Origin of the sequence: Ectothiorhodospira magna, from assembly GCF_900110965.1 — a bacterium.
Taxonomy (GTDB): Bacteria; Pseudomonadota; Gammaproteobacteria; order Ectothiorhodospirales; family Ectothiorhodospiraceae; genus Ectothiorhodospira; species Ectothiorhodospira magna.
On sequence record NZ_FOFO01000005.1, the window covers coordinates 85,998 to 101,999 of the forward strand.

17 protein-coding genes and 1 riboswitch are annotated in these 16,002 nt (G+C 60.5%); of the genes, 7 read left to right on the forward strand and 10 right to left on the reverse strand.

Annotated elements, in window-relative coordinates:
* The first annotated feature begins 11 nt into the window (after nucleotides 1-11).
* Nucleotides 12-809, forward strand: a complete 798-nt coding sequence (locus tag BMX62_RS03305) for a divergent polysaccharide deacetylase family protein (protein WP_143339649.1) — start codon at nucleotides 12-14, stop codon at nucleotides 807-809.
* A complete protein-coding gene (locus tag BMX62_RS03310; protein WP_090204121.1) occupies nucleotides 749-1,300 on the forward strand; it encodes a DJ-1 family glyoxalase III in 552 nt (183 codons plus the stop codon). The genes BMX62_RS03305 and BMX62_RS03310 overlap by 61 nt, the downstream gene beginning before the upstream one ends.
* Nucleotides 1,301-1,375: 75 nt before the next feature.
* Here BMX62_RS03310 and BMX62_RS03315 read toward each other — a convergent pair whose 3' ends face one another.
* Nucleotides 1,376-1,753, reverse strand: coding sequence for a DUF6746 family protein (locus tag BMX62_RS03315; protein ID WP_238375833.1), 378 nt, complete (start codon nucleotides 1,751-1,753; stop codon nucleotides 1,376-1,378).
* A 163-nt stretch (nucleotides 1,754-1,916) separates the two neighbouring features.
* On the opposite strand from BMX62_RS03315, the gene cobF reads away from it, so the two are divergent.
* The gene (gene cobF, locus BMX62_RS03320; protein ID WP_090204124.1) at nucleotides 1,917-2,684 is read left to right on the forward strand and encodes a precorrin-6A synthase (deacetylating); all 768 of its coding nucleotides are present in this window, start codon (nucleotides 1,917-1,919) and stop codon (nucleotides 2,682-2,684) included.
* 52 nt (nucleotides 2,685-2,736) lie between these two features.
* Here cobF and BMX62_RS03325 read toward each other — a convergent pair whose 3' ends face one another.
* From BMX62_RS03325 to BMX62_RS03360, 8 genes are all read right to left on the reverse strand, one after another.
* Nucleotides 2,737-4,608, reverse strand: coding sequence for a diguanylate cyclase (locus BMX62_RS03325; protein WP_090204127.1), 1,872 nt, complete (start codon nucleotides 4,606-4,608; stop codon nucleotides 2,737-2,739).
* Nucleotides 4,608-5,252 carry a class I SAM-dependent methyltransferase gene (locus tag BMX62_RS03330; RefSeq protein WP_090204130.1) on the reverse strand — a complete coding sequence of 215 codons (645 nt, stop codon included), beginning with the start codon at nucleotides 5,250-5,252 and terminating at the stop codon, nucleotides 4,608-4,610. The genes BMX62_RS03325 and BMX62_RS03330 overlap by 1 nt, the downstream gene beginning before the upstream one ends.
* Nucleotides 5,242-6,387 carry a 5-(carboxyamino)imidazole ribonucleotide synthase gene (locus BMX62_RS03335; protein ID WP_090204134.1) on the reverse strand — a complete coding sequence of 382 codons (1,146 nt, stop codon included), beginning with the start codon at nucleotides 6,385-6,387 and terminating at the stop codon, nucleotides 5,242-5,244. The genes BMX62_RS03330 and BMX62_RS03335 overlap by 11 nt, the downstream gene beginning before the upstream one ends.
* Entirely contained in the window at nucleotides 6,384-6,884 is a 501-nt protein-coding gene (gene purE / locus BMX62_RS03340) for a 5-(carboxyamino)imidazole ribonucleotide mutase (protein WP_090204255.1), read from the reverse strand. Before purE ends, BMX62_RS03335 begins: the two co-directional genes overlap by 4 nt.
* A gap of 233 nt (nucleotides 6,885-7,117) precedes the next feature.
* Nucleotides 7,118-7,648, reverse strand: a complete 531-nt coding sequence (locus BMX62_RS03345; protein WP_162273491.1) for a TorD/DmsD family molecular chaperone — start codon at nucleotides 7,646-7,648, stop codon at nucleotides 7,118-7,120.
* 158 nt (nucleotides 7,649-7,806) lie between these two features.
* Nucleotides 7,807-8,748 (reverse strand): endonuclease, encoded by a 942-nt coding sequence (locus tag BMX62_RS03350; RefSeq protein WP_090204142.1) that lies wholly within the window; start codon nucleotides 8,746-8,748, stop codon nucleotides 7,807-7,809.
* Nucleotides 8,749-8,881: 133 nt separating this feature from the next.
* Nucleotides 8,882-9,613, reverse strand: a complete 732-nt coding sequence (locus BMX62_RS03355) for a hypothetical protein (protein WP_090204145.1) — start codon at nucleotides 9,611-9,613, stop codon at nucleotides 8,882-8,884.
* A 169-nt stretch (nucleotides 9,614-9,782) separates the two neighbouring features.
* Nucleotides 9,783-10,217: a hypothetical protein gene (locus tag BMX62_RS03360; protein ID WP_238375834.1), complete on the reverse strand. Its 435-nt coding sequence runs from the start codon at nucleotides 10,215-10,217 to the stop codon at nucleotides 9,783-9,785.
* Nucleotides 10,218-10,674: 457 nt separating this feature from the next.
* Between BMX62_RS03360 and BMX62_RS03365 the strand changes: the two genes are divergently transcribed.
* The 4 genes from BMX62_RS03365 to BMX62_RS03380 all read left to right on the forward strand — a co-directional run bounded on the left by BMX62_RS03365 (nucleotide 10,675) and on the right by BMX62_RS03380 (nucleotide 15,386).
* A complete protein-coding gene (locus tag BMX62_RS03365; protein WP_090204147.1) occupies nucleotides 10,675-12,093 on the forward strand; it encodes a dihydrolipoyl dehydrogenase in 1,419 nt (472 codons plus the stop codon).
* 33 nt (nucleotides 12,094-12,126) lie between these two features.
* Nucleotides 12,127-12,201: riboswitch (S-adenosyl-L-homocysteine riboswitch) on the forward strand.
* An 85-nt stretch (nucleotides 12,202-12,286) separates the two neighbouring features.
* Nucleotides 12,287-13,702, forward strand: a complete 1,416-nt coding sequence (ahcY, locus tag BMX62_RS03370; protein WP_090204152.1) for an adenosylhomocysteinase — start codon at nucleotides 12,287-12,289, stop codon at nucleotides 13,700-13,702.
* 86 nt (nucleotides 13,703-13,788) lie between these two features.
* Entirely contained in the window at nucleotides 13,789-14,652 is an 864-nt protein-coding gene (metF, locus tag BMX62_RS03375; protein WP_090204155.1) for a methylenetetrahydrofolate reductase [NAD(P)H], read from the forward strand.
* The gene (locus BMX62_RS03380; RefSeq protein ID WP_090204160.1) at nucleotides 14,649-15,386 is read left to right on the forward strand and encodes a 16S rRNA (uracil(1498)-N(3))-methyltransferase; all 738 of its coding nucleotides are present in this window, start codon (nucleotides 14,649-14,651) and stop codon (nucleotides 15,384-15,386) included. The genes metF and BMX62_RS03380 overlap by 4 nt, the downstream gene beginning before the upstream one ends.
* A gap of 90 nt (nucleotides 15,387-15,476) precedes the next feature.
* On the opposite strand, the gene BMX62_RS03385 is transcribed toward BMX62_RS03380, so the two are convergent.
* Nucleotides 15,477-15,761 carry an accessory factor UbiK family protein gene (locus BMX62_RS03385; RefSeq protein ID WP_090204163.1) on the reverse strand — a complete coding sequence of 95 codons (285 nt, stop codon included), beginning with the start codon at nucleotides 15,759-15,761 and terminating at the stop codon, nucleotides 15,477-15,479.
* Nucleotides 15,762-16,002: the final 241 nt, after the last annotated feature.

Genomic DNA, 16,002 nt, shown 5'->3' on the forward strand with positions numbered 1-16,002 from the left:
GTCATGCCCTGATGGCCTGTCTGCTCCTGTGCCTGCTCACCGTGCCCCTGGGGGCCGGTGAGCGCATGCCCTTCATTGCCATCATCATCGATGACCTGGGCAATGACCTGACGGAAGCCCGGCGCACGGCAGCGCTGCCAGGTGCCATCACCTGTGCCGTGCTGCCCCATCTGCCGTTCTCCGTGGCGGCGGCCGATCTGGCCCACCAGCAAGGCAAGGAAGTGATGCTGCATCTGCCCATGCAGGCAGACAGCGGCCATGATCCCGGACCAGGGGCCATAGAGGTTGATCTGGATGAGCAGGAAACCCGCTTGCGGGTGCAACAGGCTCTGGCCTCGTTGCCCCATGTCAGGGGCGTGAACAATCACATGGGCAGCCGTCTGTCCCGGGAATATCATCATCTGGCCTGGGTGATGTCGGAATTACGGGCCCAGGGACCGGACCTGTACTATGTGGACAGTCGCACCCATGCCCAGACCCTGGGGTATCGGGTGGCGGCCTGGGCGGGTATTGAAACCACCCAACGGGATGTCTTTCTGGATGCCCGGCCCCACGATGCTGCTTTTGCTCACATGCAGTTGCAGCACCTGATCCACCTGGCCCGGACCCGGGGACACGCCCTGGCCATTGGCCACCCCTATCCGGCGACCCTGCAAATGCTCGAAGATATGCTCCCCACCCTGGCAGCCCGGGGCATACAGCTGTTACCGGTGAGCGAATATCTCAAACAGAAGGAGGAACTTCGTCAATGGCACGCATCCTTATCCCCCTCGCCAACGGTTGCGAGGAAGTTGAAGCCGTCACCCTGATCGACCTGCTGCGGCGGGCGGATTTTCAGGTCGTCACCGCTGGCCTGGAAGACGGTCCTGTCACCGGCGCACACGGCATTGTGTTGATGCCGGATCAGCCCCTGGAGCAGGCCCAGCATGATACCTACGACCTGATAGTGCTGCCCGGTGGACTGCCCGGCTCGGATCATCTTGACAATGATCCCCGCATTCATGCCTTGGTCAACAAGCTCCACGGAGAGGGGCGTTATGTGGCCGCCATTTGTGCTGCACCCAAGGTACTGGCCAGAGCGGGATTGCTGGCGGGTCGACGGGCCACCGCGTATCCCACTGTGCTGGAAGGCATGGCACTTGCTGATACCCAGCTCACCGGGCAGCCGGTGGAGGTGGATGGCACCATCGTCACTTCCCGTAGCCCAGGTACCGCGATGGAATTTGCCCTTGCCCTGATTGAACTACTGGCCGGTGCCGACAAGCGCAAGCAGGTGGAAGACCCCCTCTGCCGTTGCTAAGGCCCTCTCAACCACGGCCTTGTGGTGAGCGCTGCAAGATGGCGCCCTGGTATGCCCAGGGCGCCCTTTGCCGGGTCAATCGATGACCTTGCGGGCTGCGGACAGGTATGCCTCACCCTTGATCTTTACCTGATCCAGGTCATTCTCCTCGGAAGCCACATGCAGTTCTTCCAGCGTCTCGGCCAACGCTTTGAGTTCTTCGGTGATCTTTTCCAGCGCCACTTCCAGGGTATAGGTCAGCTCATGGATCTGGGCCACCTTTTCAGGGGTCAGTTCGGTGGCCAGCACGGCCTCCAGTCTGGCGTTATATTCACTGAAGTTCTCCACCGCCTGTTCCAGGGTTTCCGAAGGCAAACCCTTGAAATGTTGGACCCGGTCGGCCATGACATGGCCGGAAGTCAGGCCCAGACCCGCAGCCAGGGTGATGGTCAGTAGGGCTTTTTTTGTCAGCATTTTCACAAGAAACCCGCCTTTCAGAGGAATGTGAGATATGGAATGTTCTGAACCAGCAAACAAGAACTCTAACAAAAAAACAAAAGCTAAACAATAATCAGTATTATTGATATCCATCTCGCCATCAGGCGCAAGCCCCTGCCTTAGCCCTGGGAAAATCAAGGTGAAAGAATTTCTGCTGATCGGCATCGGTGCCGGCGACCCGGACTATCTGACCCTGCAGGCCATCAAGGCCATCAATCGGGTGGATGTCTTCTTTGTATTGGATAAACGGGCTGAAACGGCAGCGTTGACCCGCTTCCGCCGGCAGATCTGCGAGGAATTTGCCACCGACCGCCCATGGCGTTTCGTCACCCTGCAGGATCCGGTGCGGGATCAAAGCCAGGGGAAATACACCTCGGTGGTGGAAGCCTGGCACCATGCCAGGGCGATCCTGCTGGAGCAGGCCATCGAGAACGAACTGGAGCAAGGTCAGTGCGGCGCCCTGCTGCTCTGGGGTGATCCTGCCCTCTATGACAGCGCCATGCGGCTCATGGAGATCATTCAGACCCGGGGCAATCTGGCCCTGAACTACCGGGTCATCCCCGGCATCACCAGCGTGCAAGCCCTGGTAGCAGGCCACCGCATTCCCCTCAATCGCATCGGTGAATCGGTACATATCACCACCGGACGGCAACTGGCCCAGGGCTTCCCGGAAGATCTGGATGCAGTTCTGGTGATGCTCGATGGTGAACTGAGTTACCGCAAGGTGATGGAGGAAGATATGGAAATATTCTGGGGCGCCTATCTGGGCACCAGGGACGAAATATTGATCGCCGGGCCGGTGAACAGCGTCACACCCCGGATCGAACAGGCCCGACAGGCCGCCAGGGAAGAGAAAGGCTGGATCATGGACACCTATCTGCTACGACGCCCTCGTCGCTCCCGATAAGGCCACAGCGGTGATCAAGGCCCAGATCTGCATGGCAAGCCTGGGCCGCAGGTCAGTACTCACCATCTGCCGGCCACATCTCGGAAGTGAACCGCACCACCTGATTGCGCCCCCTTTCCTTGGCAGCGTACAACGCCACATCGGCATATTTGAGTACCTGCCAAAATGCCTGGGCATCTTCAGGATAACTGGCCAGGCCCACGGAAATGGTCTTTTGCAACTCCTTGCCAGCCACCTTGAAGGGATGGGATGCCACTGCCTCGCGGATTTTATCGGCTACGGCCACGGCGGCCTCAGCGCCGGTATCCATCAAGATGATGACAAATTCCTCGCCACCATAACGAACCACCAGATCCGATTCCCGCAGGTAATCGTGGAACAGGCCAGCCAGATCCCGCAGCACCTGATCACCGGCATCGTGTCCGTGGGTATCGTTGACGGTCTTGAAGTAGTCCATGTCCAGCATCATCAGGGTCATGGGCACCTGACGCCGCTTGCACTGAGCCACCAGACTGTCGGAATACTCCTCCAGAAAACGCCGGTTACGCAGCCCGGTCATGGCATCCTTGAGACTGGATTCCCGCAGGCTGCTCATCAGGGATTTGGCTTGCAGCACCGGTGCTGCCTCTCGCAAATAGGCGCTGATCAGGGGGCGATGCCGACATAAATCGGGTATCTGGGGTGGCATCACCACCAGTTGTATCACACTGCCTACACCACCAGACTGAATGATGGGCAGACATAGATAATGGTACCCCCCGGACAGTGCCTCATCATCAAAGGCACGACAGAGATGGCGATTTTCCAGGCCATCGATGGCATGTCCGGTACGGACCGCCCGGCATACATTGCTATGTTCTAAAATCTCGGGACAGCACCACCGCAATGGGGCAGATGGAGTGCCATCCACGATCACCGTGTTGATCAGCCGTTTTTCCCGATTCACCTGATAGATGGAAAAATGCGCCACCTTGAATTCAGTCAGCAGAATATCCCGGATGCGGAAGAATACTTCATCGGTGTTCTGGTCCTCTTCAATGGCCTGCTTGAACTGGGATACCCGCACCAGCCCTGAGACGGTGGTGGCAGTCTCCTCCAGCAAATTGGCCTGTGGATCGGGCACAGTATTCACCAGCCGCGCTACATGGTCGCGGATGTCGGTGAGCTTGTGGGTAATGGCATCGGCCATCTGGTTGAAATGGTTGGCGATCTGACCGATTTCATCATTGCTGTGACTGCGTACCCGCTGGCTGAAATCCCCACTGCTGGCCAAACTGGCCGCCCGGCTGATTTCCTGGGTGGTTTCCATCAAGGGGCGCAGCAACCGCCCCAGGAAAATGATGGACAGCAGGGCAAACAGCCCCATGATGATCACCAGAAACAGGGCCATGATCATGCCGGTGTATTTCATCTGGTCCACAGAGGCGGTGAGGGTGACCGCACCCAGGGCCACCCCTTCAGGCACCCGGTGACAGACGATGCAGTTGATGTCTTCATCCGTGGACGCCATATAGGGAATGGTGGCGCGAAATTCTTCCCCAAACAGTCCACCGACCACACCAAAGTAGGGTTCACCACTGGCCAGCACCTGACGATCAATGGCATCGGCCAGGCTTTCCATGGGCAAACCCTCACCGTACTGTTTAATGACCCATTCTCCGCGGATCACCCGGACTTCATTGAGACTGTTCACCTGGGCCAATCGCCGCAACATGGAATCTCGACGGTCGATGGTATTGTTCACCATCGCCTCGGTGAGCGAAAGACGGATCATCTCTGCCGCAGTGCGGGTATGCTCGGTGGCCGAACGTACCGAAAACTCCCGGATCAGTACCATGCTGGACAGGCCCACAACCACCATCATGGCCAACATGACCAGCAATAAAGCCCCCATGACCTTGGTCTGCAGGCGGTTGCGTGTCATCACCCACCAGTACCCGCAGAGGGCTGCATGTGAATACCATGATGGGTCCGGGCGTCTTCAGGCTTGATCGCCAGGGCCACCGTGTACTCACGCCCCTGCTTGACCTTGTCATAATTGCCAAACACCTCCTTGCAGGCCCGCTCGATGAAACGTCGCAGGCCAGTGATGGTGACCACATAAAGACGGCCACCGGGGTGCAGATGGGCCAAGGCATCGTATAGATACAGATACAGCATTTCCTTGCCTACCTTGGCGGGCAGATTGGAGGTGACAAGATGGAAACGACGATCACCCACAGCAGAGAACCCGTTACTGAGAAAGGCCTCGGCATTGGTGATGCCATTGAAGCGGGCATTCCTGGCGGCATACTCCACCGCCACAAAATCCTTGTCCACCAGACAGGTTCGGCCCTCGGGTGCCAGTCGGGCCAGGGTCAGGCCGATGGGACCATAACCACAGCCCAGATCCAGACAATGGTCATCGGGATTGACCTCAATAAAATCCAGCAGCAACCGGGTGCCGGCATCAATGGCCCGGGGGGAAAACAATCCCCAGGTGGTGTGAAACCGGAGGGACTGATCCCGCAGGGTATCGGTAAATACGATATCTTCCCGCAACCCCTGCAGATACGTTTCACGATCCATGCTGCACCTCCCCCGACAGGGCAGCAAACAGGGTTTCTGCCTCGGTGATGATCCGGTCCCGATCATCGCCCAACACACAAAAATGCCCCATCTTGCGCCCTGGCCGGGCCTGGCTTTTGCCGTACAGGTGCAACTTGGCTGCAGGATGCTCCAGCAGTGCACCCCAGCGGGGTTCCCCGTCGGCCCACAGGTCTCCCAGCAGATTGACCATCACCACCGGGGAAAGCAGACGGGTGTCACCCAGAGGCAAGGCGCAGATGGCCCGGACCTGCTGTTCAAACTGAGAGGTGACGCAGGCGTCCAGGGTGTAATGACCGCTGTTATGGGGCCGAGGGGCGATTTCATTCACCCGCAGCTCTCCCGCCGTGGTGATGAAAAACTCCACCGCCATGACCCCGCAGTACTCCAGCGCCTCGGCCAGCTGGATGGCTGCCCGGCAGGCGGCCTGGGCCGTGGCGTGATCAATCCGCGCAGGTACGATGCTCATATGCAGGATGCCGTGGCGATGAATGTTTTCTGCCACCGGATAGCACAGGGTTTCCCCACCGACACCCCGGGCCAGCACCACAGAAATTTCCCGCTCCAGGGGCAGCCGTTGTTCCAGGACACAGGGCACCTGCCCCAGATGATCAAACCCGGCCTCGGCTGCCGCCAGGGACGCCACACCCACCTGGCCCTTGCCGTCGTAACCCAGGGCAGCACGCTTGAGAATGGCCGGGGTTCCCACTGCGGCCAGGGCCGCCTTGATCTGTTCCTTGTGGGTGACCCGCTCAAACGGCGCCGTCTCCAGCCCCAGGGACTGGATCATGGCTTTCTCCCGGCCCCGGTCCTGGGTACATTCCAGGGCCCTGGCGCCGGGGCGAACCGGAATCAGCCCGGCCAGGGTGTGCAGGGTCTGGGCTGGAATGTTTTCAAATTCCGTGGTGACCACGGCACAACGGGCCGCCATCTGCTCCAAAGCCCAGGCATCGCCGTAGGCGGAGTGCAGATGCTCGTCGGCAATGCGCCCGGCGGGGCTGCCGGGGTCCGGGTCCAGCACCAGCACCCGATAGCCCAGGGTACGGGCGGCGACAGTAAACATCCGCCCCAATTGACCGCCCCCCAGCATACCCAGGGTATTGCCCGGCGGGATCATGGGGTCTCCGGCAGGGTCATGGCCAGCACCGTATCACGCTGGTGGTGGCGAAATTGTTGCAGCCGCTCGGCCAGAGCCGGATCGGTACCTGCCAGCAGCGCTACGGCAAACAGTCCGGCATTGGCGGCCCCGGCCTCACCAATGGCGAAGGTTGCCACCGGAATCCCCTTGGGCATCTGTACGATGGATAACAGGGAGTCCTGGCCCTGAAGATGCCGGGACGGCACCGGTACCCCCAGTACGGGCACCGGGGTCTTGGCCGCCACCATACCCGGCAGATGGGCAGCACCGCCCGCCCCGGCAATGATGCAGCGCAATCCCCGCTCACTGGCCTGCTCGGCGTATTCAAACAGCAGGTCCGGGGTACGGTGAGCTGAAACCACCCTGGCTTCATGGGGGATTGCAAAGGCCTGCAACTGGGCCACGGCATGTTGCATCACGGGCCAGTCACTCTGGCTGCCCATGACGACACCAACAAGGGGAGGCTGGTTATTCATCATATTGTGCGAAAGACCCCGTTCCTCAAGGACGGGGAGGGAGGCGCCCATCGTGGGTGGCACGATCACGCGGCCCTGGTCGCGTCCTCCTGTACGGGTTTGGGTTGAAAGGCATTGCGGCCGCACGGGAACCGGTTTCTGGGCCGTAAATGAGAGGAGGTATGGTACACCGATTCGTCACGGTTTTTAACGGCCCGTTGCAGTGATTCGGCAGGGCGGGATGGGCGGCAGGATCAGGGATCGGACCTGCAAGGGGCAAACAGGGTCTCCAGACGCCGTCCCAGCACCCGGTAAATGTCCATGTTGGCCCGTTCCTGCAGACAACGGGCAAAACAGGGCACCCAGCCACACAGGTGCTCCCACAGGGCTTGCCAGCCATAGGGTGAATTGGGCAAATCCTGCTCCAGATACCAGGCGGCGTAGATGAGTTCCATGGCCAGGGAATCCGGCGCCCGCCCCTGCAGGGCAATGCCCGCCTGCCGGTACAGGGCCATCAGGTTATGGGCACTGCCTGCCAGGATCGGCTCCGACCAGGCCGACTCCCTGGCGGGACAGGCGCCGGTGACAAACAGGCGCTGATATTCCTCCCGCAGCAGGGGTAATCCCACCGCCAGCAACTCCGGCAAGGCCGGTTTGAGCCAGGCCCAGCTTTCTGCCATTTCCTCCATGGCCTCCAGGGTATCCTGGGTGGGGGGGGATAGCAGTCCGCTCAGGATACAGAGTTCATCCACATCCAGCTGATCTCCCGGCAAAGGATTTTGCATGACAACTCCGACAGACATGATCCTCGACCCCGATTGCGCCGCTTTAACCCTTGTTCAGTGTCGGACTATGACGCCGTTCAGGGCAGCACGAAAATAAAAAAGCCTCGGGAAGTTGAGCCGGATCAATTAAAAAGCCGTCGGGCTGCTGCAAATCGGAGTCAAGGCAACTGCCGCCAGTGCTCCACATAGGCATTGCCCACCCCCTGGATCGCCTGAATACGCTGGTTGCGTTCCCGCTCCCAGGCATCCGGGGGATGCTGGTTATTCCAGGTGTAATAACGCCGTTCGTCCCAGCGGCTTAAACGGAAACCGTAGGTGTCCCGCATATAGAGCATGGTGCGGGCAATACTGCCCCTGGCAGCCACCGGTGGTTCGGCCCGTCGCAACCAGCGGTTGATGCGCATCTCACAATCACCGTAGGTATCCCCAAACCAGAGCAAATACCCCCAGTTGTAGTTGGAGCGTCGGCCATTGATATAACCCACACTGGGAAAAAGATTGTGCAGATCATTATGGGCGGCCAGGAAGGCGGGATCCACCCGCTGGCAGCATTCTCGCCCGGAGAGGGTTCTCCCCCCCGCCGTGCGGCAGGCTTCATAGCGGTCGGGTTCCTGCCAGCAGCGCCGGAACTGGCCAAAATGGGATGCGGGAAACACATGCTCGGCCTCTACCCGCAAAGCCCTGGAACGATCTGCCAGTACATCCAGACCACAACTGCCCAAGTCTACCCGCAGGTTTTCATCATACTGGCAGCCGCAGTAAAACGTGTGCATCTGGTCATGATAGACCCGTTCATAAAGGGTCCGGCGGGCCAGGGTCCAGTTGGAGGCAGTGGTGGGCAATGCCTCGGCGGGTACCGGCTCATATCGGTAACGCCAGGCATCGGGCAACAGAGGATCCACCATGAGGCGGGTCTGCTGGATACCCTGGCGCAACTCCGGCGGCAGCAGATCCATGGCCCAATGGGGCATCTGGAACGCCCCCACCACAGAGACACAGGCCACCACCGCACCCAGCAGCCAGAGCCGGGGACGTTGGCGCAGGGTGTGGAAAAAGCGGAGAAGATCGGTCTTGCTGGCGGGCACACGGCGACGGGACATGACAGGGACGCCTTAGGCAGAGCTTGACAGATTCTCCAGACACCGATCAGGGACAGACCGTGTGCATACGGTCTGCCCATGAGGGATACCCGGAGCGGGGCAACCCGACCGCTCACGACGATCGGGTCGTGGATTACTGGCCAGTAGTCTCTTCGAGGCTTTCCAACAACTGGGTATCCAGTGGCGGCAGGGTGGGCAATGTTTCCTCACCGGCTGTTCCTGCCTGGGCCAACAGTTGCTCGGCCACCTTGTGCAGTTCCCGGTGCTGCTCGGCCAGCTTGGCACCACTTTCCGCAGTCTCCTTGAGGGTCTTGACCTGTTCTTCCAGCTCACGCTTGTCCTTGCGCAGACCAGAGATCTGGGTCTCCAGTTGTTTACGGGCAGTGGCCTCATCGTGCTTTTGCTTTTTGAGCTGACGCAGCTTCTTGACCACGTTTTCCGGGGTGTCAGCCAGGGCCTTGTTGATGGCCTTGAGAGCCTTGTCCTTGTCCGCCAGCAGTTCCTTGATGGCCTTCATTTCCTTGCTGTGGGCCACCCGTTCGGCGGCCATGTCCTGCTCACCGCTCTGCAATCGGGAAAGGGCTTCGTCACGGGCGGAATCCGCCAGGATCTGGGCCTTTTCACTGGCCTTGACCTTCTTTTCCATGGCCTCGATGGCCTGCTTGGCCTGGTCGTTGGCCTGCTTGATCTTCACATCCGCCTCGTTACCTCGCTGGATAGCGATGTCAAGCGCGGCCTTGAGTTCTTCGGTGCTGCACTCCGGGTCCAGGCCCAGGGCGTCGGTGGCGCCCTTCATCAGCATCTGCTTGCTGACGGCAAGTTCTTTCCAGACCTTCAATTGCAGTTCTGCTTCAGCTTGATTCACATATCACTCCTGCGCGGGATACTTATTAAGGGTGGGGTGGAGATTTTGGGCGCGCATTCTACATGACTTGATGAACAAATGCTGCCCCTAAAGTCAAGTGCCCGTGAAACAGGACCCGGGCACAGAAAAAATACAGAGAAAACAGGGAGAAAAAAGCGCTGATAGCCGATCAGAGCGCCCGGTAGACGCCCCGACGCACCGGCTCCAGACGCCCCTGTTTTTTGAGGTATCCCAGGGTCTGGCTGAGGTTTTTCACATTGAGTCCCGCAGCCAAAGCCCGAGCGCGGATTTCGCCGATGGTCATTTCCGGCTCGCTGGCCACAATCTCGCAAATCACCTGACTGGGACCGGCGTTGCCACTGGCGCGGGAGACTCTGGACTTGGGCAACTTGCCTCCAAGTTTGGCAATCTGCCGATCCAGATCAGCCCGTTCCTTGCGATGCCGGCGCACCATCTCCCGCCGCTGTTCACGCAGAAGACGTATTTGTTCCCGGGCTTCTTCCTCCTTGGCGGCAGCTTCCTGCTCTTGTTTCTTTCTGGCCAGGGCATAGAGTTCTTCAGAGGACAGGCCCAGATCCATAGGATTGTTGATGGTTTCGATCATAATCTCTCCGCAAGGAAACCCGCGATTTCAATCGCAGGAGGAATGGCGGCTGCGGTCTTGCAGCCACAGGAAAAGGTGTGGGCTTTCCAGCCACAGGTTGCAAGGGAGGTACCCCTTTTTGCCTTGTGACTTAGATAATTAGGTTTGCAGCGATGCCCACCTGGGGGGTCCGATCATCAAGAGATGCTCAGACATTCCAGGGCGCTACATATCGGTGACACAGACCGATTATGACATAACACAATCCCTTTTTTCATGTCATCAAGTGAGGAATTCATGATATATCACAGCTCCCGGCCCCTGTGAACATCCTCATGTGTCCGATGAAGCCGGGTGATCTGGAGATCAGGGGGGCTAGACCAAATATCAGCAAACGCTTATGGTTCAGCAGGGACTGTCAATTCAGTCAGTCATGTTCCAGACGAATTATCCAGATATTCATCATCGGAGATAGCGTATGCCACAAGAGATCCAGACCCAGGTTGCCATTATCGGTGCCGGCACTGCCGGATTATTTGCACTGCGGGAAGTCCGGCGAGCCGGCAAGGATTTTTTCATGATCGATCCTGGTCCCCTGGGCACCACCTGTGCCCGAGTAGGCTGTATGCCTTCCAAGGCGGCGCTCCATGCGGCCCATCTATGGCATACCCGGCAGGCCCTGGCGGATATGGGCGTTTCGGGGGTTGATCAACTGAAGCTGGATCGTGGTGCTGCCTGGCATGGGGTACAGACCCGGCGGGACGGGTTTGCCGGCAAGACCGCCGGCCATGCCCGTCAGGCCGCCGGTGACCGCCTGCTGGAAGGTCCAGCCCGGTTTCTGGAACCCACCCTGCTGGAAGTGACCCTGGCCGATGGCCCCAGAATGATTCGTGCAGAGACCGTCATCATTGCCAATGGCTCCCGACCGGTCCGCCCCGATTGGCTCGATGCCGTCAGGGATCGGGTGGTCACCACTGATGAGCTGTTTGAACTCAATACGCTGCCAGACCGTGTTGGCGTGTTGGGTCTGGGGGCCATTGGGCTGGAAATGGGACTGGCCCTGGCCCGACTGGGGGTTCAGGTGGTGGGGGCCGATGTGGCTGACAGGCCGGCGGCCATGCATGACCCGGCAGTGGCCGAACGGATGATGGCCGTTTTTGGCAAGGAGATGACCCTGTGGCTGGGACAGGCCGCCAAGGTCAGCCCAGTGGCCGATGGTGTGCTGATGGAAGGGGCCGGAGGGCAACAAAAAGTAGACCTGATTCTGGCCGCCCTGGGTCGGCGTCCCAATACAGACCGATTGCAACTGGCCCAGGCCGGTTTCCCCCTGGATCCGGAGGGGGCGCTGCCTGTGAACCCAGCCACGTTGCAATTGGGGGATTTGCCGGTTTTTGTTGCCGGTGATGCCAACGGACAAAGACCCCTCATGCATGAAGCGGCAGATGAAGGGGCCATTGCCGGCTATAACGCGGCCCATTGGGATCAGGTCACCCATTTCCGGCGCCGGGTTCCCCTGGCCATCGCCTTCACCCAGCCGGATATCGCCGTGGTGGGGGCACAGCTGGATACCCTGGACCCGGCCAATCTGGTCATCGGCAGCGCCGAGGGCAGCAGCAACGGACGTTCGGTAATTCTCGGCGCCCAGGACAGTCTGGTGCGCCTCTATGCCGATCACCGCACCGGACAACTGCTGGGCGCTGCCCTGATGGCTGCCGGTGGCGAACATCTGGCCCATCTGCTGGCCTGGGCCATTGGACGGGGTGAAACGGCGGCAGAGCTGTTGACCTTGCCGTTTTATCATCCCGTGGTGGAAGAAATACTGCAGGCCGCCCTGCAGGATGTGGTCCGGCAATTACCCCAGACCTCCAGGTTGCCCGTGGGGCTGACGGCCCGGTGAAAAGCCGGGCGGCTTCCTTTATAATGCCTGCCCTAGTCTGAGGAGCGCTGCAACGGACCTTCCAGGTCCGCCAGGCTCAGACACCTCCCAAAACGGCGCTCGCTGTATCCGCGATGACGGACGGCGAGCGACGTCACCGATCCCGCCGCCCATCGCACCCTCGCCCCAACGCTTTTTTTGAGGAGTGTGTTGCATGAATGCCGTGGTAGACACCAATAACCCGGATTACTTTGTCAAGGACATGTCCCTGGCCGACTTCGGTCGCAAGGAAATCGTCATCGCCGAGACCGAAATGCCTGGTCTGATGGCCACCCGGGAGGAATTCGCCGGGTCCCAACCCCTCAAGGGCGCCCGCATTGCCGGCAGCCTGCACATGACCATCCAGACAGCGGTGCTGATCGAAACCCTGCAGGCTTTGGGTGCCGATGTGCGCTGGGCCTCCTGCAATATCTTCTCCACCCAGGACCACGCCGCCGCCGCCATCGCCGCCACCGGCACCCCTGTGTTCGCCTATAAGGGTGAAAGCCTGGAAGAATACTGGGACTTCTGTCACCGGATCTTCGAATGGTCCGACGGCGGCACCCCTAACATGATTCTGGACGATGGCGGTGACGCCACCCTGCTGATCCACCTGGGCGCCCGCGCCGAGCAGGACCTGTCCGTGGTGGAAAACCCCACCAACGAAGAAGAGCAGGTGCTGTTTGCCCAGATCAAGGCGCGGGTCAAGCAGCAGCCCGGCTGGTATTCCAACGTCCTCAAGAACATCAAGGGGGTCACCGAGGAAACCACCACCGGCGTGCATCGTCTCTACCAGATGGCCAAGGAAGGCGCCCTGCCCTTCCCCGCCATCAACGTCAACGACTCGGTCACCAAGTCCAAGTTCGACAACCTCTATGGTTGCCGCGAGTCCCTGGTGGATGCCATCAAGCGGGCCACCGACGTGATGATCGCCGGCAAGACCGCCGTGGTCTGCGGCTATGGCGACGTGGGCAAGGGTTCCGCCCAGTCCCTGCGCGCCCTGTCCGCCCAGGTGTGGATCACCGAGATCGACCCCATCTGCGCCCTGCAGGCGGCGATGGAAGGTTACCGGGTGGTGACCATGGACGAGGCCTGCGACAAGGCCGACATCTTCGTCACCGCCACCGGCAACGTGAACGTGATCACCGCCGAGCACATGTCACGCATGCGTGATCAGGCCATTGTCTGCAATATCGGCCATTTCGATTCCGAGATCGACGTGGCCGGCCTGCGCCAGTATCAGTGGGAAAACATCAAGCCCCAGGTGGATCACGTGATCTTCCCCGACGGCCACCGCATCATCCTGCTGGCGGAAGGCCGTCTGGTGAACCTGGGCTGCGGCACCGGCCATCCCAGCTTCGTCATGTCCAACTCCTTCACCAACCAGGTGATGGCCCAGATCGAGCTGTGGCAGCATGGCGACAAGTACCAGAACGATGTCTACGTGCTGCCCAAGCACCTGGACGAGAAGGTGGCCTCTTTGCACCTGAAGAAGATCGGCGCCCAGCTGACCCAGCTCACCGAGCAGCAGGCCAAATACCTGGGCCTGTCGGTGGACGGACCGTTCAAGCCGGAACATTACCGCTACTGATCGGGGTTGACCCGCCCCTCTCCCCCGGGAGAGGGGTTTTTTGCGCCCATCGGATCACGCTTCCCGCAATCCCTTGCGGAGGACCCATGAAATCCCAACTTCGACACGAACGCACCTTCAGCTTCGAGTTCTTCCCGCCCAAAAGCGAGGAAGGTGCGGCAAAACTGCGTGAAACCTGGACCCGGCTGGCCCGGCTGGAGCCGCGTTTTTTCTCCGTCACCTACGGCGCCGGCGGCTCCACCCAGGCCCGCACTCTGGAAACGGTGCTGGATATCCACCAGCATTCAGGCATCGCCGCCGCCCCCCACCTGTCCTGCATCGACTCCACGGCGGAACAGATGCGATCCATCCTCAAGACCTACATGGACAACGGGCTGCGCCATATCGTCGCCCTGCGCGGGGATCTGCCCTCCGGCATGCGCGAGCCCGGCGAGTTCCGCTACGCCAACGAACTGGTGGAATTCATTCGTCGCGAGACCGGCGATCACTTCACCCTGGAAGTTGCCGCCTACCCCGAGTGCCATCCCCAGGCCCCCAGCGCCTTCAAGGACCTGGAGAACTTCAAGCGCAAGGTGGAGGCCGGCGCCGACTCGGCCATCACCCAGTATTTCTATTCGGCGGATGCCTATTTCCGCTTCGTCGACGACTGCGAGCGCATGGGCATCCACATCCCCATCGTGCCGGGCATCATGCCCATCACCAACTACAAACAGCTGGCCCGCTTCTCCGACGCCTGCGGCGCCGAGATCCCCCGCTGGATCCGCAAGCGCCTGGAAGCCTACGGGGATGACCTGGACGCCATCCGGGCCTTCGGTGAAGAGGTGGTCAGCCGCATGTGCGATCAGCTCCTGCACGAAGGCTCGCCGGGGCTGCATTTCTATACCATGAACCAGGCCGGCCCCGTCTCGGCCATCTGGAAGAACCTGGGCCTGACCCCGCAACCGGAATGAGAGTCCCCCGCTGCCATCTGGATCACCCCCTGGCCGTCGGCCAAGAAGTCGCCCTGGACGAACGGACCCACCGCCATCTGGTACAGGTCCTGCGCCTGCGCACCGGTGCCCCACTGGTCCTCTTCAACGGCGACGGCGCTGAATACACGGCCACGCTGATCCAGGCCGAACGACGGGCCTCGGCGGCGCGTATCGAGGCCCGTATCCCCCGGGATACCCGGCCTATCCTGCCGGTCACCCTGGTGCAGGGCATCGCCAAGGGGGATCGTATGGATTACAGCCTGCAGAAGGCCACGGAACTGGGGGTGTCCCGGATTCAGCCGGTGATCACCCGCCGTACCGTGGGCGGCGACGACCAGCGACGCCTGGACAAGCGCATGGCCCATTGGCGGGGCGTGATCATCAGCGCCTGTGAACAGTGCGGGCGCAACGATATTCCCGAACTGTTGCCACCCCTGCCCCTGACCCACTACCGGCGCGGCCCGGGGGCGGAGGCACTGGGGCTGGTGCTGGACCCGAGGGCCACCCACGGTCTTACCGGCATCAGTGACCCACCGGCAGCGGTCACCCTGCTGATCGGCCCCGAGGGTGGACTGGAGGAGAACGAGATCGGCCAGGCCGTCCATGAGGGCATGACGCCGATCCGACTGGGACCACGTATCCTGCGCACCGAGACCGCCGGTGTGGCGGCCCTGGCGGTGATCCAGGCCCTATGGGGCGATCTGGGACGCTGATCTGCCCGAGTCCGGCTGGATTCCCGCTTTCGCGGGAATGAGGGCCTCGGTCGAGGCCAGTAGTCAGCCACATTCCATTTCCCGCCGCCGCTACATCTCACCCACGTTATCGTCCCCCCGGGTACGGGGGACCAGAAATTCCTTCTCCAGGGCCTTGACCCGGATCTCCATGGCGGAGAGGCGCTCGCGGGTGCGCTCCAGCAGGGCGGCCTGCACCTCAAATTCCTCCCGGGTCACCAAATCCATCCGCTGCAGGGCACCGGACAGGCCCGCCTTGAGGTTCTTCTCGATGTCCGCCTGAACATGCTGCACCGACTCGGGCATCATGCTGCTCAGCTTGCGTGCCATCTCATCCAGAGTCTTGTTGTCGATCATCACCGTTACCCCTTGGTCTTTCGTGTGTTGACCCCATTTTAGTCGCCTGATCGGGGATGAGCGAGTGGGTGCCTGCGCTCCATGATGGTGCATCCATGGGCCTGATCTGTCCAAAACGGCGCGTTGAGCAGAGGGGATCTTTTGCTTTAAATATTCAAAATATTGAAATAATTGATAAAAAAAGCTGGCATGTTCCCTGCTTATGCTCCGTTGGAACAATGTTTCAACTGCAGCACACCTC

What these genes read in the sequence shown, in the direction of transcription:
- BMX62_RS03385 (WP_090204163.1), bottom strand. Translation starts at nt 15,761, where the DNA reads ATGATCGACAACAAGACTCTGGATGAGATGGCACGCAAGCTGAGCAGC.
- BMX62_RS03350 (WP_090204142.1), bottom strand. Translation starts at nt 8,748, where the DNA reads ATGTCCCGTCGCCGTGTGCCCGCCAGCAAGACCGATCTTCTCCGCTTT.
- BMX62_RS03330 (WP_090204130.1), bottom strand. Translation starts at nt 5,252, where the DNA reads ATGGATCGTGAAACGTATCTGCAGGGGTTGCGGGAAGATATCGTATTT.
- metF (WP_090204155.1), top strand. Translation starts at nt 13,789, where the DNA reads ATGAAATCCCAACTTCGACACGAACGCACCTTCAGCTTCGAGTTCTTC.
- BMX62_RS03345 (WP_162273491.1), bottom strand. Translation starts at nt 7,648, where the DNA reads ATGCAAAATCCTTTGCCGGGAGATCAGCTGGATGTGGATGAACTCTGT.
- BMX62_RS03380 (WP_090204160.1), top strand. Translation starts at nt 14,649, where the DNA reads ATGAGAGTCCCCCGCTGCCATCTGGATCACCCCCTGGCCGTCGGCCAA.
- BMX62_RS03365 (WP_090204147.1), top strand. Translation starts at nt 10,675, where the DNA reads ATGCCACAAGAGATCCAGACCCAGGTTGCCATTATCGGTGCCGGCACT.
- BMX62_RS03325 (WP_090204127.1), bottom strand. Translation starts at nt 4,608, where the DNA reads ATGACACGCAACCGCCTGCAGACCAAGGTCATGGGGGCTTTATTGCTG.
- BMX62_RS03305 (WP_143339649.1), top strand. Translation starts at nt 12, where the DNA reads ATGGCCTGTCTGCTCCTGTGCCTGCTCACCGTGCCCCTGGGGGCCGGT.
- BMX62_RS03310 (WP_090204121.1), top strand. Translation starts at nt 749, where the DNA reads ATGGCACGCATCCTTATCCCCCTCGCCAACGGTTGCGAGGAAGTTGAA.
- ahcY (WP_090204152.1), top strand. Translation starts at nt 12,287, where the DNA reads ATGAATGCCGTGGTAGACACCAATAACCCGGATTACTTTGTCAAGGAC.
- BMX62_RS03315 (WP_238375833.1), bottom strand. Translation starts at nt 1,753, where the DNA reads ATGCTGACAAAAAAAGCCCTACTGACCATCACCCTGGCTGCGGGTCTG.
- purE (WP_090204255.1), bottom strand. Translation starts at nt 6,884, where the DNA reads ATGAATAACCAGCCTCCCCTTGTTGGTGTCGTCATGGGCAGCCAGAGT.
- BMX62_RS03360 (WP_238375834.1), bottom strand. Translation starts at nt 10,217, where the DNA reads ATGATCGAAACCATCAACAATCCTATGGATCTGGGCCTGTCCTCTGAA.
- BMX62_RS03335 (WP_090204134.1), bottom strand. Translation starts at nt 6,387, where the DNA reads ATGATCCCGCCGGGCAATACCCTGGGTATGCTGGGGGGCGGTCAATTG.